Origin of the sequence: Phocaeicola sp. HCN-6420, assembly GCF_037890145.1 — a bacterium.
In the GTDB taxonomy this organism is placed as follows: Bacteria; Bacteroidota; Bacteroidia; order Bacteroidales; family Bacteroidaceae; genus Phocaeicola.
This window is the reverse complement of sequence record NZ_JBBKBJ010000012.1, coordinates 1-22,103: the sequence shown is the minus strand read 5'-3', so window position 1 is coordinate 22,103 and position 22,103 is coordinate 1. Positions and strand designations below refer to the sequence as shown.

Sequence of the window (22,103 nt, the reverse complement as noted above, 5' to 3'; positions counted from 1 at the left end):
CTGAAAGCATACAAAACAAGCGGGGAGAAAGAATCTTTTTCTCTCGCGATTCCCTCTCCCCACTTCCTTCGGGCACCTGCCTGCAACGAAGCAGTTCCCGTATCAATTAACCAAATATGGTTTATTTCTTTTTCATCTTCTGCATCATGCCCGCCATCTTGCTGCCAGTAACCATCTTCATCATCTTACGAGTCTGGTCAAACTGTTTCAGCAATCGGTTTACTTCCTGAATACTTGTACCACTACCTTTCGCGATACGTGTACGGCGGCTTCCATTCAGAATTTCAGGACGGGTACGTTCTTCCGGAGTCATTGAGTAAATAATTGCTTCTATACTCTTGAACGCATTATCGTCGATATCGATATCCTTGATGGCTTTTCCCACACCCGGAATCATGGAAGCAAGTTCTTTCAGGTTACCCATCTTCTTAATCTGATGAATCTGAGTCAAGAAGTCGTTGAAGTCGAACTGGTTCTTCTGGATTTTCTTCTGAAGACGTTTAGCCTCTTCTTCATCGTACTGCTCCTGCGCACGTTCAACCAGCGAAACGATATCACCCATTCCGAGGATACGGTCTGCCATACGAGCCGGGTGGAACTGGTCGATAGCATCCAGTTTTTCACCTGTTCCCACAAACTTGATAGGCTTGTTTACTACGGTACGGATAGACAGAGCAGCACCACCACGTGTATCACCGTCGAGTTTAGTCAGAACTACGCCGTTGAAATCCAGACGTTCGTTGAACTCACGGGCTGTATTGACTGCATCCTGACCGGTCATTGCATCGACTACGAACAGTGTTTCATCCGGATTGATGGCATTCTTGATAGCTTCAATCTCGTTCATCATCTGCTCGTCTACGGCAAGACGTCCGGCAGTATCGACGATAACCAAATCGTAACCTTTTGCCTTTGCTTCCTGAATGGCATTCAACGCAATCTGAACCGGGTTCTTGCTGTCGGGTTCGCTATATACAGGAACCTCAATCTGCTGTCCCAGCACCTTCAACTGTTCGATAGCGGCAGGACGGTATACGTCGCAGGCTACCAGCAACGGTTTACGGTTTTTCTTGGTTTTCAGCATACGAGCCAGCTTGCCCGAGAAAGTAGTTTTACCAGAACCCTGCAAACCAGACATCAAAATAACGGCAGGACGATTCTTCAATTCGATTTCAGCAGTATCGCCACCCATCAGTTTCGTCAGCTCGTCGTGAACGATTTTTACCATCAACTGGCTTGGCTTAACGGCTGTCAGCACGTTCTGTCCCAGGGCTTTTTCTTTTACCGTATCGGTAAAGTTCTTGGCTACCTTATAGTTTACATCGGCATCCAGCAACGCACGACGTACATCTTTCAGTGTTTCGGCCACATTGATTTCGGTGATTTTTCCTTCACCTTTCAATATCTTAAACGACCGCTCTAGTCTTTCACTTAAATTATCGAACATATATTTTCAGTTTTTCTTTTTATTTCCTTATTTTATTAGGGCGCAAAATTACAAAAATAATCGGATGCATCAAATCTTTTTATTCTGCCATTTCGCTTTTTTCAGATAAACGACGCTGAAAGTCAGCATCAACGTGTAATAAATGATTTCGGTAGTAAAGCAAATATCGACCGGAGCACGCAGAACCATCCCCACGACTATGACATACAAAGCATAAAATACCTGTACACCAACTTCGAGCACCAGTGCAGCCTGCGTATTACCGGTTCCCGAAATACCGTTGAAATAAATATTCGCCACGGCAGATATCAGCATGGCTCCGCAAACGACATACAAAGCCGGTACGGATTCCAGCAACAAGGCTTCCTCATTGGTATAAACAGCCAAGATAGCTCGCGGAAACAATACGCAGAGTACCACACAGACAACCATGATGAGAAACGACATACGGGCTATTTTGTGGAGCAATGTCATGACACCCGAAACACCTCCCGAACCAATCAGGTTGCTGACCAGGGTATTTGCCGTAGTGGAAAGCGACTGCACCGGTATCAGAAGTACGACATACACGCTGCGCACAATGTTGGCAATGGCAAGCTGTCGCTGCCCGAGCCGCTCCAATGCCATAAAAAAGACAAACCAGATAGCCATCGCCAGAAAATACTGCACCATGGTAAAACAGGAAATGCGCAAGATACGCATCACCATGTCCCAGTCGAAACGGCCGAAACGGTTCAGCCCATATTTTTTCAAGTCGATTTTACAATAGGTATAAGCTATAAAAAACAATAAGGAAGAAGCTTCTGCTATGACCGATGCCAGCGCTGCTCCCCGTACACCCATCTCAGGAAAGCCAAACTCTCCGAATATCATGGCATAATCCAGAAAGACATTGACCAGTGCCATGACGATAGCACTCATAGTCAGCACCTTGGTCTGAGTCACCCCAATATAGAAAGCCCGGAACATAACGTTGACAAATGCAAACAGAAATCCCCAGATACGCCAGGTAAAGAACTCATACGTGGCATGGAAAATGGTATCGGAAGTAATCAGCAAGCGAATCAGTGGCTCGGCACATAAAGACATCAGTATCAGCAGCGCGACGCCCATACCGAAACTGAACGTAGAGCCCTGCCACATAATCGGCCCCACGGCATGAAAGTTTCCCTCCCCGTTGCGGCGGGCTATCAGGATTTGTGAACCGACACTAAAGCCGAAGGCAACGGTATAAATGCAGATATACAATAATCCTCCCATTGCTGCTGCACCGAGCGCCACCTCGCCGACATGTCCCAGAAAAGCCGTATCAGTCACATTGATAACATTTTGCGCAAGAAGTCCCAAGAATATCGGATAAGTGACATTCCATATTTCTTTATTTGTATACATAAAAACTGATTTTCTTGTTTTGAAACGAAGGATGTACAAAGATACAATTTTTATGCAGTTCTTCACAAACGCACATTCGTTTTTCAGCTTATCTTAATGAAAACATCCTTATCTTTCTGGAAAATTTGTACAAACTTTTTTGTTTTTTGTACAAAAAATAAAAAAACGTCGGGAGGTTTTCTGCGAAAGATGCAGACAATTAAAAATCAATGTTTCCACGAATTTTGAAAAAGCCTAAAGGCTCAGATTGAAATCATCCCCGTCGCCCAGCACCGGAAAGTGTTTTCGGAACGCGTCCAGCGGCTCACGTGCAAGTACAGCCGTTGCCGTTTCTTCCTTATCATCCTCACACGACGCTATCAGCTTGCCATAAGGATTGATGATTACGCTACCGCCGTTGTAAGAACACTGCGGATCATGCCCGGTCCGGTTTACACCAACCACATAACACTGGTTCTCGAGTGCCCGTGCCCGCAGCAGTGTATCCCATACCTCCCGGCGGCTGACAGGCCAGTTGGCTACATAAATCGCCACATCATAATCGTTCCGGCAACGCGACCACACGGGAAAACGCAGGTCGTAACAAATCTGCAAAAGAATACGAAAACCTCCATACGAAACAATCACCCGCCTTCCACCGGAAGTATACTGCTTATCTTCCCCGCCGAAAGTAAACAGATGCCGCTTATCGTAACGGTGTATCGTCCCGTCGGGACAGACAAAATAAAAACGGTTGTAAAACATTCCCGACTCCTTTACCGAAAGACTACCAGCAAGAGCACACTGATGCATTTCCGCCATCCGGCGCATCCATTGTAAGGTTTCCCCTCCTTCCTCTTCGGCAATTTCCATGGGAGCCATACTGAAACCGGTAGAAAACATCTCGGGAAGCACAAACAAATCCGTATCTTCATGCCCTTCCATCAGCTTTTCTATGCTTTTACGGTTTGCAACCGCATCCTCCCAGACGATATTCGTCTGCAAGATTGTAACCTTCAAAAATGTTGTCTGTCTATTCATTTTTACATCCCTTTTCCAAAATTCGATTGGCCCAAAGGTAATAAAAGTAAGCTGATTTAGATGTTGTTTACAAAATCTTTGCTATTTTTGTAGCAAAATTGAGTTAATGTATCAACAAATGAACGTATTAGAATTAAGTGAACAGGAGATTATCAGACGTAACAGCCTGAATGAAATGAGAGCGATGGGCATTGATCCATACCCTGCTGCTGAGTATGTAACCAACGCATTTTCGACTGACATAAAAGCCGAATTCAAGGACGACGAGGCAGAACCGCGCAAAGTATCGGTTGCAGGACGTATCATGTCACGTCGTGTGATGGGTAAGGCTTCTTTCATTGAATTACAAGACTCCAAAGGTCGTATTCAAGTATACATTACCCGCGATGATATATGCCCGGATGAAAATAAAGATTTATATAATGTAGTATTCAAACGCTTGCTCGACTTGGGCGACTTTATCGGCATCGAAGGTTTCGTATTCCGTACACAAATGGGAGAAATTTCCATCCATGCACAGAAACTGACCGTGCTATCTAAATCTATCCGCCCGCTGCCTATCGTAAAATATAAGGACGGCGTGGCTTACGATAAGTTCGACGATCCCGAACTTCGCTATCGTCAGCGTTATGTAGACCTGGTTGTCAACGACGGCGTAAAAGATATTTTCCTGAAACGCACCAAAGTATATAACTCGATGCGTGAGTACTTCAATTCGAAAGGTTATATCGAAGTAGAAACTCCTATCCTGCAGTCTATTCCAGGTGGAGCAACTGCACGCCCGTTCATTACACACCATAACGCACTGGATATTCCATTGTATATGCGTATCGCCAGCGAACTTTACCTGAAACGTCTGATTGTAGGCGGATTCGAAGGTGTATACGAAATTGGAAAGAACTTCCGTAACGAAGGTATGGACCGCACACACAATCCGGAATTTACCTGTATGGAAATCTATGTTGCCTACAAGGATTACAACTGGATGATGACCTTTACTGAAAACATGATTGAAAAGATCTGTATGGATGTAAACGGTACAACAGAAATCAAGATTGGCGACAATACAATCAACTTCAAGGCTCCGTTTAAACGAGTTACCATGCTCGACTCTATCAAAGAATTTACGGGTTATGACCTAACCGGCATGAACGAAGATCAAATACGTGAAGTATGCAAGAAGCTGAACATGGAAATCGACGACACCATGGGTAAAGGTAAGCTGATTGATGAAATCTTCGGCGAATTCTGCGAAGGCAACTATATCCAGCCGACTTTCATCATCGACTATCCTATCGAAATGTCACCGCTGACCAAGCGTCACCGTAACAATCCGGACCTGACAGAACGTTTTGAGCTGATGGTAAACGGAAAGGAACTCTGCAACGCTTATTCTGAGCTGAACGACCCAATCGACCAGTTGGAACGATTCCAGGAGCAGATGCGACTGAGTGAAAAGGGTGACGACGAAGCCATGATTATCGATAAAGACTTTATCCGCGCACTGGAATACGGTATGCCTCCTACATCGGGTTTGGGTATCGGTATGGACCGTCTGGTTATGTTGATGACCGGACAGAGCACTATTCAGGAAGTATTGTTCTTCCCGCAGATGCGTCCCGAAAAGGTTATCCCGAAAGATGCTCCGGCAAAATTTATGGAACTGGGTGTTCCTGAAGAATGGGTACCAGTTATCCAGAAAGCAGGATACAATCTGGTATCGGATATGAAAGATGTAAATCCGCAGAAACTGCATCAGGACATTTGCGGAGTGAATAAAAAATATAAATTAGAATTGAAGAATCCTAGCGTCGACGAAGTAGCTGGCTGGATACAGAAAATAGGCTAAAATGAAACTCCCCGGGAAAATAGCAATCATGGGTGGAGGAAGCTGGGCAACGGCAATAGCAAAAATCATATTGACCCAGGCAGACTCAATAAACTGGTATATGCGCCGTGACGACCGGATCGAAGAATTCCGTCGTCTGGGCCATAATCCGGCTTACCTGACCAGTGTGCGCTTCGATATGAAGTGCATCAACTTCTCTTCAGATATAAATAAGGTAGTGAAGGAATCGGACACACTGATATTCGTCACTCCTTCGCCGTATCTGAAAATCCACCTTAAAAAGCTAAAAACGAAACTCAAGGATAAGTTCATTGTAACGGCTATTAAGGGAATCGTCCCCGACGAGAACCTGATTGTGTCCGACTACTTTCATCAAATGTACGATGTTCCCGAAGAGAACATTGCTGTACTGGCTGGCCCGTGCCATGCAGAAGAAGTGGCACTGGAACGCTTGTCTTACCTCACGGTAGGATGCAAGGACATTGAAAAAGCAAAGATGTTTGCCCGACAGCTCTCGGGACATTATATCAAGACATCGGTCAATACCGATGTGGCAGGCATAGAATATGCGTCTGTCTTGAAGAATGTGTATGCTATCGCTGCCGGTATATGCAGCGGACTGAAATATGGAGATAACTTCCAGGCGGTACTGGTTTCGAATGCTCTTCAGGAAATGAACCGCTTTCTCGATACGGTACATCCGGTGAACCGGTGCACGAACGACTCGGCTTACTTGGGCGACTTGCTGGTAACTTCGTATTCCAATTTCAGCCGCAACCGCGTATTCGGAACAATGATAGGAAAAGGATATTCGGTGAAAAGTGCACAGATAGAAATGGAAATGATAGCCGAAGGCTATTACGGTACCAAATGTATCAAGGAGCTGAACAAGCACCTGCACGTAAACATGCCGATAGTAGACGCCGTTTACAACATTTTGTATGAACGGATTTCTCCAATGATTGAAATCAAATTACTGACTGATTCATTCAGATAATAAAGAAGAATATTTATGGAAAATATTAAACTTGACATCAACAAGTCTTTAGGTTTTATTTCCAAAGACAAACTAGCTGCTTACGAACCTAAGGTAAGAGCATGTATGGAAACATTGGAAAAAGGTACAGGACTGGGAAACGATTTCCTGGGCTGGTTACATTTGCCTTCTTCCATTACTAAAGAACATCTGGACGACTTGAAAGCTACCGCACAGGTTCTGCGTGAAAACTGTGAAGTTGTAGTTGTTGCTGGTATCGGCGGAAGCTATCTGGGTGCCCGCGCCGTTATCGAAGCTATGTCCAACAGCTTCTTGTGGTTGCAAGAAAAGAAAGCAGGACAGCCTACTATCATCTTTGCCGGACACAACATTGGTGAAGATTACTTGTACGAGCTGACTTCTTTCCTGAAAGACAAGAAATTTGGTGTAATCAATATCTCTAAATCGGGTACTACAACCGAAACAGCTTTGGCTTTCCGCCTGCTGAAAAAACAATGCGAAGACCAGCGCGGCAAGGAAATGGCACGTAAGGTCATCGTTGCAGTAACTGATGCAAAGAAGGGTGCAGCCCGTGTAACAGCCGACAAAGAAGGTTACAAATCATTCATTATTCCTGACAACGTAGGCGGACGTTTCTCTGTTCTTACTCCGGTTGGCTTGCTTCCTATCGCAGTTGCAGGCATCGACATCGACCAGTTGGTAGAAGGTGCACGCAAGATGGAAGAGGTTTGTGCTAACCAGAATATGATGGAAAACCCGGCTGCTCTGTATGCTGCGACACGCAACGAACTGTATCAGAGCGGCAAGAAGATTGAAATTCTGGTAAACTTCCAGCCGAAACTTCATTACTTCATGGAATGGTGGAAACAACTTTACGGAGAATCAGAAGGTAAGGACCACAAAGGTATCTACCCAAGCTCTGTAGACTTCTCTACTGACCTGCACTCAATGGGACAATGGATTCAGGAAGGTGAACGTACTATCTACGAAACTGTTGTTTCTATTGAAACTCCGAACCACGAACTCCGTGTACCTTCTGACGAAGAAAACCTGGACGGTCTGAACTTCCTTGCCGGAAAGCGCGTAGACGAAGTAAACAAAATGGCCGAACTGGGTACTCAGTTAGCACACGTAGACGGCGGCGTACCTAACATGCGCGTCAGCGTTCCGAAACTGAACGAATACTATCTGGGACAGTTGATTTACTTCTTCGAAAAGGCTTGCGGTATCAGCGGTTACCTGCTCGGAGTTAATCCGTTCAACCAGCCGGGTGTAGAAGCTTACAAGAAGAATATGTTTGCCCTGCTGAACAAACCAGGATACGAAGAAGAGTCTAAGGCTATCCAAGCTCGCTTGAAATAAAGACTACTGAATGAAGAATGGATAATGACAAATCGAGAAGGCAGTAACTCTTGCAGATACGGTCTTACTCGCTGGTCGTTATTCATTCTTCATTATTTATATATATTATTCTTAACTGAAAAGAAATGTTCCAACAAGCAATAAACAATTATCTTACCACACATCACTTTGACAAACTGAACCTGAAGGCTGTATTGTTCGACATGGACGGCGTACTATTCGACTCCATGAAAAACCATGCTACAGCTTGGCATGAAGCAATGAAGCAATACGGCATGCACTTGAGCCCCGAAGAAGCCTACATGCACGAAGGACGTACAGGAGCAGCTACAATCAATATTGTCAGCAGCCGCCAGCGGAACCACGAAGCAACCGAAGAGGAAATAAAAGAAATCTATCAGACAAAGAGTAACATTTTCAATTCACTCCCCAAGGCTGAACGGATGCCGGGTGCCCTGGAATTGCTGAACAAAATAAAGGCAGCAGGTCTGATTCCCGTCATTGTAACCGGTTCGGGACAAAAATCGTTGTTGGAACGCTTAAACAAAAACTTTCCCGGAATATTCAAGGCCGAACTGATGGTCACCGCATTCGACGTGAAATACGGCAAACCTAACCCGGAACCCTATCTCATGGGACTCCAGAAAGCCGGTGTCGAAGCCAACGAAGCCATCGTGGTAGAAAACGCTCCCCTGGGAGTTCGTGCCGGAGTGGCAGCAGGTATCTTTACCGTAGCAGTCAATACCGGTCCGCTGCCCGACAAAGTTCTGCTGGATGAAGGAGCCAATTATCTGTTCCACTCCATGCCGGATTTCAACAAGAATTGGGAAAATTTTTACCAAGCAATCAAATAAAATCGTATATTTGCATTTGAGCATTTACAAATGCTTATACTAACCCTAACAAATTCAATTGGATATTCGGGAAGGCTGCCTCGTGACGAAGCAGCCTTTTCTGTATATTTACACTATCTTATTATACATCGAAACGGATATGCTCTTAATCTATAGCATAAACAACAGGAAATTATTCTACAAACACGTACCTGATTCATTCAACAAGTTTCCCACTAACTTCCCGCCTATAACCGTTGGAGCAATCAATTATCGAAAAAACAATAAATGATATTCAAACTTCATCCCAAGAGGCAGCTAAAATAAATTTAAGCAGCCATTAATCAAGCATTGTCTTAACAGCCTCTCTATATAATTAATATAATGAAGCGCCTCCCCAAAAGTAGGTATTCTACTTCCAAACATGCCAATATGTTTTTTTGTTAATTAACATAAAAAAGAATGCTATATAAATCGTTTATGACAATATTTTCCATGTCAGCAAATGCATAAAATACGTTAAAAGCACATTCAATTCAACGCAAAACAGCAACGTATACGTTAATAAATGAAAAAAAATTCCCCACACTCGAAGTAAATAAACAGACAGAAGTATGTTATTCATAATTATTTTAATACATTTGACAAAAGAGGGGGAATAAAAACAAACACATTGCTAATTAAGCAACATTTTGATAAACAACAATATCCCTACATGTAGGTATTTAACTTAATTATAATTAATGCGAATGAGAAAAAAGAGCTTAAACAATTTGCGAGCCGGTTTAATAGCTGGATTGCTACTATGTGGCTGGGGAGGAATGGGCTTGGCCGTACAAGCCCAATCTCTTCAAAAAGTAAAGGTATATGGAACAGTTTATGATATATCCCATAAACAAAAAACTCCTCTTGATTTTGCTTCGGTATCGTTCCCAAGTTATGCAATGGGTACTACAACCACTAAAGATGGAACTTATGTATTGGATAATGTACCTATAGGAAAAACGCATATGCGTATACAATATTTAGGGAAACTTCCGATTGATACATTAGTAAACATTACACGTGATATGAAACTTGATTTCAGTCTGCGTGATGAGAATTTTAAATTGAAAGAAGTAACGGTGACAGCCAAAGCGAATGAAGCAGGCAAGGCCACTTCGTCTAGTATTTCACGCACAGCTATGGATCACATGCAGGCTACCAGTCTATATGATATCATGTCTCTACTTCCTGGAGGACTATCTTCTAATCCAACACTGAATTCAGCTCAGCAGATTAATATTCGTCAAGTAAATACCACATCGGATAATAATTCGCTGAATGCTTTAGGTACAGCTATTATAAAAGATGGTGCTCCGATTTCCAACAATGCTAACTTACAAGCCCTTAACCCAACAGTGGCAGGTGGATCGGAATCATTGGCAGGAGGTGCTGCACCCAGTGGAGGAGTCGATGTACGTAGTATTTCTACTGAAAACATTGAGTCAGTAGAGGTCATTCGTGGTATTCCGTCTGTTGAATATGGAGATTTGACATCGGGAGCTGTTATCGTACATACTAAAGCTGGTCGTGAGCCCTTGCGTATTAAAGCGAAGGCCAATCCTAATGTATATCAGGTTTCGGCTGGTACAGGTTTTGAATTAGGTGGCAATAAAGGAGCCCTGAATGTAAGCGGTGACTATGCCTACAATACAAAAGACCCTAAAGCTTCTTATCTTTTTTATCAGCGTGCTACAGGTAGCGTGATGTATTCAAATACATTTTTCAATAATAAATTACGTAGTAATACCTCAGTAGATTTTATTTATGGTAAAGATACTCGTAAACAGAATCCTGATGATACACGTACACAGGTTGCTTCCAGTGGTCGTGATCAAGGAATAGTATTTAATACAAATGGAATCTGGAATATCCATAAAGGTTGGTTGCAAAACCTTCGTTATGTAGCTTCGGCTACTTATATGGATAAGCAGAGTTCTTATCAACAGGTCTATTCGGTAGCCAATTCATATTATTCCATGACTACAACAGATGGAGCTGTACTATCCAATATACCTGGCAATCATATTTATGATGCTCTGGGAAATGAACTGACTCATTTCGGATCCGAGGATATAAACCATTATGCACAATATCTTCCTGACAGTTATAAAGGAATCTATAAAATAGACAGCCGAGAGGTGAATGTGTATGGAAAGTTGACTGCTAATCTTTTTAAGCAATTTGGTCACGTAAATAATCGTATTTTATTCGGTATCGATTTCAAGTCGGATGGAAATGTGGGTGACGGTAAAACCTTTGATCCGACAGCTCCTCCATATAGAAACTTGTCACAGAAAAACGCTACGTTCCGGCCTCGTTCTTACAGAAGCATTCCGTTTATTAATCAGTTTGGAGCGTTCGCGGAAGAAAATTTCCACTGGATGATTGGTGAACGTAATTTACATCTTCAAGCAGGTGTACGTTATGACCATATGTCTGTGGTGGGAGGAGTAATTTCTCCACGTTTCAATGCTTCATTCGATTTAGTACCCGATATGCTAACTATTCGTGGAGGATATGGAATAACGAGTAAGATGCCAACATTGCTTTACCTGTATCCAGAAAATGCATATTTTGAATATGCTAATATAAACGAATTGGCCAATGAGAGTATCCCAGAAAATGAGAGAATTTTGATGACTACAACTCATGTCTTCGATGTACAGAATAAGGATCTGAAGATTGCTCGAAATTATAAAGCAGAAGCTGGTCTGGATTTCCATTTGGGACAAATGCGCATGGGAGTAACTGGGTATCTGGAACGTTTAAAAGATGGATATACCTTGGGACAAGACTTCTCTACATTCAGGCCTTTAACTATTAATGAGTATGCCCGAAACGAGAACAATCAGTTGGAGACTGTTGCAACTCATTCTGTATTGGCCGATTATTACCGTCCAGGCAACAACTTGTTTATCAATAATAAAGGAATTGAGTTTGAATTGGATTTTGGACGTATAGATGCTATTCGTACTGCATTCAATTTAAGTGGAGCTTGGATGCGTACGGAGAGTTATAACAATGGATATAATTTCTATGATAATTCAAGTAGTGGACTTTCCGGACGTAGAAATGTTGCTATTTATGCCCCCAAAGATAAAGTGAGAAATGACCAGCAATTTACTACAACCTTACGTGCTACACACAATATACCAAGCATTGGTTTCGTGGTAACCTTGACAGCACAGGCTGTATGGCAGGAAGCTAATTGGTCAACCTATGCGAACGATTCTATTCCAATAGGATACATATCTGTTGAAGATGCTTCAGTTCATATGTTTGAAACAGGCAAATATACCACAACAGAACAAGTGAAGGCCGATGGTTATGATTACTTGTTGAAAACAGTAAATCATAATGATGCTATTAAGGAGTCTTATTCACCCTATTTTAATTTTAACATTAACGTAACTAAGGAAATAAGTGATAACTTCAGAGTTTCTTTCTTTGCCAATAATATGTTTAGAAGTTATCCACGCAGAGAGTCAAAACGTAGTCCGGGTAACTATGTAACACTGAACAACCGCTTTTTCTTTGGTTTGGAACTCTCTTTAACTCTCTAACGGAAATAAATTATGCATATGAGAATAATATATATAGTATCATTAGCTTGGATGCTTTTAGTTTCATCCTGTGATTCTTTTCGAGATGTAAAAGGTGTCGAGGATGTAGCATCTATGAGTGTTGCTGTAAATATACAGCTTGATGTAGAGAATTTGGCAGAAATTAAAGACTTAACTCTTAAATTTGACAATTATGATGAAGATTTACATTTGTCCCAAAAATGTGCAGTCGGTAAGGTAGAAATGGATGGAGTGATTCCTGGAATTTATACCATTACGGTTTCTGGAACCGTATTAAATGCAGACGGAGATGAATTTTATGTGAATGGGAACCTCGTCAATAAAGCATTGTTTGGACACGTAAATGAAGTCGATGTGATGGCTCAAGGGCTGAAAGTAAGTCCATTGGTCTTTAAAGAAATTTATTATGCAGGTTCCAGATCTGAAACAGGTGGTGTTTATTTTCGTGATCAGTTTTATGAGATTTATAATAATTCATCTTCTATATTGTATCTGGACGGACTTTACATTGCCAATCTGACACCAAGTAAATCTACGCTTACTTTACCTGTTTGGCCAGAAGAAGATGGAGATAATTATGCTTATGCAGAGAGAGTCTGGAAGTTTCCGGGAAATGGTACAGATTATCCGTTGGAACCCGGTGAATCTTGCGTAATTTCACAATTTGCAGCGAATCATCAATTGCCGCAATATAATCCTCTGTCACCTATTGATGGCAGTACCTCTGAATTTGAATTTAATATGAATAATGCGAATTTTCCAGATCAGCCTGCCTACGATATGGTACATGTATTTTATGACGGAAAAGCAGAAATGGGAACTGTTCCTCAATATTTGACTTCTGTTTTTGGTCCTGCAATGGTATTGTTCCAAGTTCCCCAAGGTGAGACCTGGGATCCTGTCAATGATGCATCTATGAAAACTACAGACCTGAGCAAACCTAATAGTGATACATACTATGCCAAGATTCCTGTTAAATATGTTCTGGATGCGGTAGAATGCATTGACAACGAATCGAAGGTAAACGCCAAGCGAATGCCAGCAGTATTGGATGCAGGAATAACTTATGTAGGAGCTACTTACTGTGGCTTAGGAGTTGCTCGTAAATTGTCGTTAGATGAGAATGGAGAACCCATTCGTAGAGAAAATGGTGCTTTGATCTTTCAAGACACAAACAACAGTACAGATGATTTCGAAAGAGGAGTGGTGCCAATGTTGCGCCGCTATGATGTAAAGATGCCTTCATGGAATCATACGTTGCGTTAAAAAAGGTGGAACTTAATGAAGAATAATATATGAAACAACAAAATTATATATGGAGAACTGCTTGCTTATTGACTTTGCTTAGTATCGGCAAAATACAAGTAGCAGCTCAGCAAGGATTTTCTATGGCCGGCTTAGAACAAATGAAAGAACAAAGAATCTGGTTTCATTCACAGAATGCTGCTGGAACTGCTTTGGATGATCTTCAGAATTATTCGGATGTGAAATTAAATTTTCAAAATACCAGTGGTAACTTTTCCCGACCTCAAGAGGGAGAAGGAGAACGCTCTGTGGGAGTGAGCAGTGAAGGATTCTTGAATCTGAAGGATGCATATGTATGGGGCGCTTTTTCATTTTCACAGGAAAATAAAACAGATGCCGGATACAATGCTTCTATAACTGATCCCTTCCGAGGTATGCCTTATTATGTTGCCGATGCTTATAAAAGTAGTTGGAGAAACCAGTATTATGATTTAAAATTTAGAGCAGCCACTCCACTCTATTGGGGAAAATTAGCTTTCGGTTTGGAAGGAGGATATCAGGCTTCACTGGCTGCAAAACAACGAGACCCTCGTGTAGATACCCGTTTCTATATATTAAAGTTGATACCAGGAATATGTTACGCAATTAATTCTCACCATCGCTTAGGTGTTAACTTTTCCTATGCTTCAATAAAAGAAGATTCACAAATGGCTAATTCAGATTCTTATACAGATCAGGATTATTATGAACTCTTCGGACTTGGAGTGGCTGTTAAAGGAATTGGTTCCGGACGTACAACGAACTATTACGGAAATCAGTTTGGAGGATCAATGCAATATAATTACGCAGCAACAAATTTAAATTTATTACTAGAAGGTACCTATTCTATTAAAGCCGAAACTGCAGAGGTGTCATATTCAACTCCACGGAAAATAGGTTCGGTAAAAGATCAGTTAGGCAAGGTTGCAATGACGCTTTACACTAAAGGTGAAAAACTGGTACATCACATAAAACTGGATGCATCTTATCGTATGATTGATGGAATCCAGTATATTAATCAGCGTGACAACACTGAATCGCAAACTGGATGGATGCAAATGTATAGTAACGTACGTTCAACTTATGAAACTAAAGCTGCTACGCTTCATTACAGCTTGATTCGCAATCGTGGTAATGAGTATAACTGGCGTGTAGAAGCCTTGGCATATTATGAAAACCAGAAGGACAAATATATATTGCCTTATTCCGTAAAAAGTCATGAAAATATCTATATGGAATTATGTGGCAAGAAGAATTTTGTATTAAGTGACAAGCTCATGAAGCGTTTGTTGGTGACAGTACGGGGAGGATATAACAAAAATCTCTCAGGCTGTTATCAGTATGGAGGTTCACATGCAGACTATTTAACTGTCACTCAGATGGAAACTCTGGATGCTAATTATCTCATGTCAGATTATTGGAAATTGGGAGCTGCTGCAGTATATTCCCAACAATTAAAACAGGAAAGTAAAACACAAGTTTTTGCTCAAGTTGGCTTTGATTATGTAAAGGCGGAAGATTTTGATTTCAGCCATAGAAGTTATTTATCTGTTAGTATCGGGTGCAATTTCTGATTATGAGAAGATTATTCATATATTTTATAATAACAGTTTTAGGTTTGTGTGTACAACTAAATGCACAAACAATCTTGAAACCCAAAATGAAAGTAGAGCATTCATCCTTTGCCATTATTGCTGACAAGCAGACCTGGCAAGAGTGCTCTGCCGAGTTGGAGGCTTATCAACAAGTGTTAGGGAAGGAATCACTTCCCACCTTTGTTGTTTATGATACATGGAAAAACCCAGAGGCCGTAAAAAAAGTTATCTTGTCTCTGTACAAGAAACATAAGCTTGAGGGAGTAGTATTTGTAGGAGATATTCCTATCCCAATGATTCGTAAAGCTCAGCATCTAACTTCAGCCTTTAAAATGGATGAAGAGACTGATTGGCATGAATCTTCGGTACCAAGCGACCGGTTTTATGATGATTTTCACTTGAAGTTTGATTTTATAAAACAAGATTCTCTGCATCCCCAGTGTTTCTATTATGAGTTGGGGGTACATTCTCCCCAACTCATACGTTGTAATATTTATTCGGGCCGAGTTAAGCCCATAGCAAATGGAGTGAATAAATATGAACAGATTCGCAAGTACCTACATAAAGTGGTGGAAGCTCATCAGTCAAGCAATCGTTTGGATCAGTTCTTTTCGTATACGGGACATGGATCATATTCAAATTCGTTGCTTGCATGGGTACCGGAAGCGTACAACCTGCGTGAACAGATGCCGGGAGTATTCGATAAAGAAGGAAGGGCTCGTTTCATGCGTTATTGCTTTACACCATATCCCAAGAATGATATTATTAATATGATTAAGCGTTCTGATCTGGATCTGGCTATCTTTCATGAACACGGTCTACCCGATCGCCAGTATTTTTCAGATATTCCCGAAACAAGCAGTCTGGAAGAACATATCAAACAATTAAAAACAGACTTGCGACAATATGTCCATAACTGGGTACGCAATCGAAGTCTTTTAGGAAAAGAATATCAAAAAGCTGATACAATATATGGATTAGACTCTACATGGTATAAAGGGTATGATGATCCTGTTATCATATCACAAGATTCGTTGGAAGATGCTCGTATGGGATTGTCATTGTCGGATGTAACTGAGGTCTCCCCTAATGTTCGGATGGTTATTTTTGATGCATGTTATAATGGCGATTTCCGCGAAGATGACTATATTGCCGCACGGTATATCTTTGCAGCCGGCAAATGCGTGACAACTTTTGCCAACTCTGTCAATGTATTACAAGACAAACAGGCAAACGAGTTACTAGGACTACTTGGTTTGGGAGCACGAGTCGGGCAATGGGCTCAGTTGACTAATATTCTGGAATCTCATATTACAGGTGATCCCACTTATCGATTTACCTCATTCGATCCGAAGATAGATGCATCGGTACTTTGTAGAAAGCCCTACGATGAAGCTGAAATATTGTCTTTGCTTCAATCTCCTTATGCTGATGTACAAAATTTAGCATTGCATCGTTTGCATGCAAATGGTTATAAAGATATTTCGGCATTGTTACGACATACTTTTGAAACCTCTACTTTAGCTATGGTACGTTATACTTGTTTCTCTCTACTGAAAAAAGTAAATGATTCCAATTTTAGTGAAATCTTGGTACCTGCTTTAAATGATTCATATGAATTCATCCGCCGTTCTGCGGTACGTGAGATGATAGCAATGGGGAAAAATGAGTATTTACCCCATCTGGTCAGAGCATATATTGAAGACCGGCATACATCACGAGTGGCCTTTAATATAACCCTCGGACTATACGTATTTGACGAGCAGCCACTCAAAGAAGCTATTGATAACGTCCTCAAAGATAGTTACATTCAAAATAAAGATGAAGTACGTAGCCAGTTAATGAAAGCTTATGCTTCACGTTATTCCTCAGACAAGGCTATATTACAGCGAAAGGAGAAAGAAAAAATGCGCTTGTTGTACGTCAGCTCTTTGCGCAACTACCCTATTCACGGTTCCGTTGATGCTTATTTGAATTTATTGCAGGAACAATCAGAAAGTGAAGAATTTAAGTTAAGTTTGTTACGTTCTTTAGCTTGGTATAAATACTCTTATAAACGACCGGAGATACTGAGAGTATGTAATGAGCTGCGACGTGATAAGCACATTTCGACTGCTATTCGTCAAGAGGCAGAAAGAACCTATTATAGATTAAAAAATGATTGATATATGAGATTTGTTTTATTATATCTTGCACTATTATGGAGTGTTGTGTCTGCTTCGGCACATACCATTATAGAGCAGCCAGTCAGCCAAGGTCCAACTTCGTTTGCAATAGTGGTTGATAATTCCACGTATGAAGCTACACACACGGCTTTGCTAAAATACCGAGATGCAGTAGAAGCTGACGGATTGCCAACGTATATTATACGTGGTGATTGGAATACTCCGGACGAAGTGAAACAGGAAATTATAAAAGTATATCGCCAAGCTGAACATTTGGAAGGCATCGTATTAGTCGGAGACATACCTATAGTCATGATACGTAATGCCCAACATATGACTACAGCCTTCAAAATGAATGAAGAAGCATTTCCTTTTTCACAATCGTCTGTTCCAAGCGATAGATTTTATGATGATTTGCATTTGAAATTTGAGTTCATCAGACAAGATTCTGTACAGACCGATCATTTCTATTACAAATTATCGGAAGATAGTCCACAACAGCTGAATCCTAATTTTTACTCAGCTCGCATTAAGTATCCTGACGGATGGAAAGGTGATAAATATGAAGCATTATCAGATTTTCTTCTAAAAGCAGCCTATGCTAAAAGACAGACTGCAAATAATCCATTAGATAACATCGTCTCGTTCAATGGAGGAGATTATAATTCTAACTGTTTGATAGCTTGGATGGATGAAGAAAAGGCTTACAGGGAGGATTTTCCATTGGCTTTCCGTCAAGGACAAAATTTTAAACATCTCAATTTCAGGATGGATAAGGCAATGAAGTATAGCTTGCTGGATGAATTACAACGTCAGGATATTGATTTGTTCATGTTTCATGAACATGGACTGCCAACAAAACAAGTTATTAATAATGATAGAACCGGAGATAGTTTTACAGAACGTTTGCGTTTAATGAAGACTGATCTGTATCACAGTCTGCTGCAAAAGGTAGCTGCGGGAAAGAATGAAGATTCATTAAAGCAGGTAATGATAAAAAAATATCATTTGACGAATGCTTTCTTCAAAGATTTGCATAATGATGCCTTTTGGCGGAATGATTCAATTATATCTGCCGATATTTATCTGACACCAGAGGATTTGTCTGGTGTGGCTACTAACCCTAAAGTAGTTTTGTTTGATGCTTGTTATAATGGTTCTTTCCAAGATGACGATTATCTGGCTGCATATTATCTTTTTAATCGGGGCAATACAATCGTTGCTCAAGGCAATACCCGTAACGTTCTGCAAGACCGATGGACTATTGAGTTCATAGGATTGCTGTCACACGGAGTAAGAGTTGGACAATATAACCGTTTGATAGCAACACTAGAAGGGCATCTGATGGGAGATCCGACCGTTCATTTTGCACCGATAAAAACAGATATGAATTTGACAACAGACATAGAGTTGAAGCAAGGACAATCAGATTATTGGGAAGAACTGATGTCTGTTCCATATGCTGATATTCAGAGTTTGGCTTTACGTATGATAGCAGATGCTGACAGCTTACATTCCAATGAGAATGAAATATTGAACACTTTTAAAAATACTCCTTATAACACTGTTCGAATGGAAGCATTGAAGTTGTTGGGATGCTATAACGATGACAATTTTACGGAAGCTGTACGTATGGGAATCGGAGATTCCTACGAGCTTATAGCACGTCAGAGCGCAAATTATGCAGGTGAGATTGGCGATCCGGTTCTGCTTCCGGCTTTGATACGCGAATGGATTGACGGAGGTGAACGTCAGAGGGTTGGCTATATCATCAGCACCATTCTTCCTCTTTTTCCACAAGAGGACGTAAAATCTGCCACAGACGAGTTCTACAAGCATGCAGAACGTATGAATGCCAACGAAGAGCAGAAAATGATTGAAAGAGTCTTGAATAAAAAATTTGCCATGGTCAAGCAGATAAATGATAAAATAATGAACGAACGACTGCCTATAACAGACCGTATATCTGCCATTCGCATGGTACGCAACAATCCCTATCATTGTTACGTAACAAATTATTTAGATTTGTTGGCACGCAAGGAAACCCCTGTAAAAGTTCGAGTAGCAATGGCCGAAGCGTTAGGATGGTTTGTTCATTCCCGTGAACGCATTCATATTTTGGAAAAATGTCAGGAGCTTTTGCAAACGACTGACTTGCCCGATGAACTTTCGCTTGAAATACAACAAACAATACATAGATTAACCTAACTTATTTGAAAAAAAATATGACACAAAAATTATTGACCTTAATGGGTTTGTTGAGCATTTGTCTTTACTCCTATGCTCAACAAATTATCAAGCCAGGAGTAAAGACTGCTACAACATTTGCTATTGTGGTAGATAATACCAGTTACGAAAAAACGAAAAATGCTTTAGAAGCTTATAAGCAAAGTATAGAAGCTGATGGCTTGGGCACATATCTTTTAGTAGATGAATGGAAATCTCCCGAACAGATTCGTAAATTGTTGATTCAGCTACATTCAGACCGTAAATCACCTCTTGAAGGTTGCGTATTTGTGGGTGATATTCCCATTCCGATGCTGCGGGATGCCCAACATTTGACTTCAGCGTTTAAAATGGATCAAAAACATGACTGGAAGGAGTCTAGTGTACCTTCCGACCGTTATTATGATGATTTTGGTCTGAAGTTTGATTTCTTGAAGCAGGATGCAGATATACCTTTGTATTTCTATTATTCATTGCGTGCAGACTCTAAGCAATATCTTTCTCCGGACATTTATTCAGCTCGTATAAAACCGCTGGAGCTGGAAGGGGTTGATAAATATCAATTATTGAATAAGTATCTAGAAAAGGTAGTGGCAGAAAAGCGTGAAAATGCCAACAATGTAGTAGATTATTTGAGCATGGGACGAGGACATGGATATAATTCCGAAGACCCGACAGCATGGTCAGGAGAACAGTTAGCTATTCGTGAACAACTACCTCAATTGTTTCGTCCGGGATCTACAGTAAAATTCTTTGATTTTGATGTAAACTTCCCCATTAAAAACACCTATTTAAACGAAGTACAGAGCAAGGGACTTGATATTATGCTATTTCATCATCATGGTGCGCCCGATACGCAATATCTGAATGGCTATGAAGAGGTAAATACGATAGATCCCAGTATCGAGAATATAAAGCGTTTTTTGCGTAGCAAGATACCTGCTTTTGCCGAGACGAAAGGAAAAGAAGCTGCAATTGCAGAATATATGAAAAGATATAATGTTCCACGTGAATGGTGTGAAGAAGCTTTTGATCCGGAAAAGATAAAAGAAGATTCTCTTTATAATTTATCACTAGACATTCATACAACCGATATCCATCCTCTTAAACCACAGGCTCGTTTTATAATGTTCGATGCTTGTTTTAACGGTTCATTTTATGAGAAAGATAATATTGCTGGAGCTTATGTCTTCTCAGACGGAAAAACAGTGGTAGCTCAGGGCGGAACTGTAAATACGATTCAAGATAAATGGCCTGATGAATTTTTGGGACTGTTGGGAGCAGGCATGCGTATTGGACAATTTAATCGTCTGGTTTGCTATTTAGAAAATCATCTGATAGGTGACCCTACATTCCATTTTGCCAATAATAGTGGCATTAATGTAGATATCAATCGCGCATTGGTCTTGGAAGAAGGAAATTTGAACTATTGGAAAAAACAACTCGATAGTCCATTGCCCGATATGCGTGCTTTGGCATTGAGAGAATTGTGTAAAGGAGGATATGACCAACTTCCAGAACTTCTGGAAAAGTCTTACTTTACTTCTGACTATTTTGTTGTACGCTTGGAGGCGATGCGCTTATTGGCGTTAAATTATCCGGAAAAAGCCATAAAAGTATTACAAGCTGCACTCAATGATGGATATGAACTGGTACGACGTTTTGCCTGTGAGTATGTAGAGAAAAATGGACATCCAGACCTTATTCCCGCAGTTATCAAGGCATATCTAGAGCGTCAGCATGAATCGCGTTTAAACTTTAAACTGATATCTGGATTAGGAGCTTTCGACACGAATGCTTTGTTACAAGAACTCGACAAGCAGGCTGCAAATAAATATTTTTATGATTCTTCGTATGTAGACCGTTTCAGAAAACAGATTAAACAGAGTGAAAAACGCATGCAGGCCGATTTAAAGGAAATGTTTGATACAACTGTAAAACCCAGTCGGGTACGCTTGGATATCGTAGTATATCGTAACCATCCCAATACTGCTGGCATCGATCCGTTATTGAAATTTGCATCTGACGAAACTCGGGATAAAAAACTTCGTTTAGCTGCGATTGAAACTTTAGGCTGGTTCAATGAAAATTATCGTCGCAATGATATTGTTTCGGGATTAAAACAGATTAAGACCGACGACAAGGAATTGAAGAATGAAATAGAAAAGACAATCCAGAGATTGATAGATGGACGAGGAGTTCATAATTAATCTTCGCAACTATATACTTTATTGTACCAACGGTTTTGTATAATTACTGGTTTACCCAGTCATGTATAATGAACAAAGTTCATTTAATTAAAGT

General features: G+C 40.8%; 13 protein-coding genes. 10 read left to right on the top strand and 3 right to left on the bottom strand.

Going from position 1 to position 22,103, the window contains the following annotated elements; translation table 11 throughout:
- Window positions 1–121: 121 nt before the first annotated feature.
- The 3 genes from ffh to WKT12_RS08975 all read right to left on the bottom strand — a co-directional run bounded on the left by ffh (window position 122) and on the right by WKT12_RS08975 (window position 3,838).
- Window positions 122–1,447 (bottom strand): signal recognition particle protein, encoded by a 1,326-nt coding sequence (gene ffh / locus WKT12_RS08985; protein ID WP_021971102.1) that lies wholly within the window; start codon window positions 1,445–1,447, stop codon window positions 122–124.
- 69 nt (window positions 1,448–1,516) lie between these two features.
- Window positions 1,517–2,839 (bottom strand): MATE family efflux transporter, encoded by a 1,323-nt coding sequence (locus WKT12_RS08980; RefSeq protein WP_021971103.1) that lies wholly within the window; start codon window positions 2,837–2,839, stop codon window positions 1,517–1,519.
- Window positions 2,840–3,073: 234 nt separating this feature from the next.
- A complete protein-coding gene (locus tag WKT12_RS08975) occupies window positions 3,074–3,838 on the bottom strand; it encodes an amidohydrolase (protein ID WP_340319503.1) in 765 nt (254 codons plus the stop codon).
- A 139-nt stretch (window positions 3,839–3,977) separates the two neighbouring features.
- On the opposite strand from WKT12_RS08975, the gene lysS reads away from it, so the two are divergent.
- The 10 genes from lysS to WKT12_RS08925 all read left to right on the top strand — a co-directional run bounded on the left by lysS (window position 3,978) and on the right by WKT12_RS08925 (window position 22,009).
- A complete protein-coding gene (lysS, locus tag WKT12_RS08970) occupies window positions 3,978–5,708 on the top strand; it encodes a lysine--tRNA ligase (RefSeq protein ID WP_340319471.1) in 1,731 nt (576 codons plus the stop codon).
- 1 nt (window position 5,709) lies between these two features.
- A complete protein-coding gene (locus tag WKT12_RS08965; protein ID WP_021971106.1) occupies window positions 5,710–6,705 on the top strand; it encodes an NAD(P)H-dependent glycerol-3-phosphate dehydrogenase in 996 nt (331 codons plus the stop codon).
- Window positions 6,706–6,720: 15 nt separating this feature from the next.
- Window positions 6,721–8,067 carry a glucose-6-phosphate isomerase gene (locus WKT12_RS08960; RefSeq protein ID WP_340319470.1) on the top strand — a complete coding sequence of 449 codons (1,347 nt, stop codon included), beginning with the start codon at window positions 6,721–6,723 and terminating at the stop codon, window positions 8,065–8,067.
- 125 nt (window positions 8,068–8,192) lie between these two features.
- Window positions 8,193–8,921 carry an HAD-IA family hydrolase gene (locus WKT12_RS08955; RefSeq protein ID WP_021971058.1) on the top strand — a complete coding sequence of 243 codons (729 nt, stop codon included), beginning with the start codon at window positions 8,193–8,195 and terminating at the stop codon, window positions 8,919–8,921.
- Window positions 8,922–9,721: 800 nt separating this feature from the next.
- A complete protein-coding gene (locus WKT12_RS08950; RefSeq protein ID WP_445323129.1) occupies window positions 9,722–12,508 on the top strand; it encodes a TonB-dependent receptor in 2,787 nt (928 codons plus the stop codon).
- 12 nt (window positions 12,509–12,520) lie between these two features.
- Window positions 12,521–13,795, top strand: a complete 1,275-nt coding sequence (locus tag WKT12_RS08945) for a DUF4876 domain-containing protein (protein WP_340319468.1) — start codon at window positions 12,521–12,523, stop codon at window positions 13,793–13,795.
- Window positions 13,796–13,824: 29 nt separating this feature from the next.
- Window positions 13,825–15,387, top strand: coding sequence for a DUF6850 family outer membrane beta-barrel protein (locus WKT12_RS08940; protein ID WP_340319467.1), 1,563 nt, complete (start codon window positions 13,825–13,827; stop codon window positions 15,385–15,387).
- A gap of 2 nt (window positions 15,388–15,389) precedes the next feature.
- Window positions 15,390–17,573, top strand: coding sequence for a HEAT repeat domain-containing protein (locus WKT12_RS08935; RefSeq protein WP_340319466.1), 2,184 nt, complete (start codon window positions 15,390–15,392; stop codon window positions 17,571–17,573).
- Between the two features lie 3 nt (window positions 17,574–17,576).
- Entirely contained in the window at window positions 17,577–19,781 is a 2,205-nt protein-coding gene (locus WKT12_RS08930; protein WP_340319465.1) for a HEAT repeat domain-containing protein, read from the top strand.
- Window positions 19,782–19,798: 17 nt separating this feature from the next.
- The gene (locus WKT12_RS08925) at window positions 19,799–22,009 is read left to right on the top strand and encodes a HEAT repeat domain-containing protein (RefSeq protein ID WP_340319464.1); all 2,211 of its coding nucleotides are present in this window, start codon (window positions 19,799–19,801) and stop codon (window positions 22,007–22,009) included.
- The last annotated feature ends 94 nt before the right edge of the window (window positions 22,010–22,103 follow it).

Bases quoted from the DNA above. Each gene is read 5' to 3' on its own strand.
- ffh (WP_021971102.1), bottom strand. From the start codon at position 1,447: ATGTTCGATAATTTAAGTGAAAGACTAGAGCGGTCGTTTAAGATATTG.
- WKT12_RS08980 (WP_021971103.1), bottom strand. From the start codon at position 2,839: ATGTATACAAATAAAGAAATATGGAATGTCACTTATCCGATATTCTTG.
- lysS (WP_340319471.1), top strand. From the start codon at position 3,978: ATGAACGTATTAGAATTAAGTGAACAGGAGATTATCAGACGTAACAGC.
- WKT12_RS08965 (WP_021971106.1), top strand. From the start codon at position 5,710: ATGAAACTCCCCGGGAAAATAGCAATCATGGGTGGAGGAAGCTGGGCA.
- WKT12_RS08960 (WP_340319470.1), top strand. From the start codon at position 6,721: ATGGAAAATATTAAACTTGACATCAACAAGTCTTTAGGTTTTATTTCC.
- WKT12_RS08955 (WP_021971058.1), top strand. From the start codon at position 8,193: ATGTTCCAACAAGCAATAAACAATTATCTTACCACACATCACTTTGAC.
- WKT12_RS08950 (WP_445323129.1), top strand. From the start codon at position 9,722: ATGGGCTTGGCCGTACAAGCCCAATCTCTTCAAAAAGTAAAGGTATAT.
- WKT12_RS08945 (WP_340319468.1), top strand. From the start codon at position 12,521: ATGCATATGAGAATAATATATATAGTATCATTAGCTTGGATGCTTTTA.
- WKT12_RS08940 (WP_340319467.1), top strand. From the start codon at position 13,825: ATGAAACAACAAAATTATATATGGAGAACTGCTTGCTTATTGACTTTG.
- WKT12_RS08935 (WP_340319466.1), top strand. From the start codon at position 15,390: ATGAGAAGATTATTCATATATTTTATAATAACAGTTTTAGGTTTGTGT.
- WKT12_RS08930 (WP_340319465.1), top strand. From the start codon at position 17,577: ATGAGATTTGTTTTATTATATCTTGCACTATTATGGAGTGTTGTGTCT.
- WKT12_RS08925 (WP_340319464.1), top strand. From the start codon at position 19,799: ATGACACAAAAATTATTGACCTTAATGGGTTTGTTGAGCATTTGTCTT.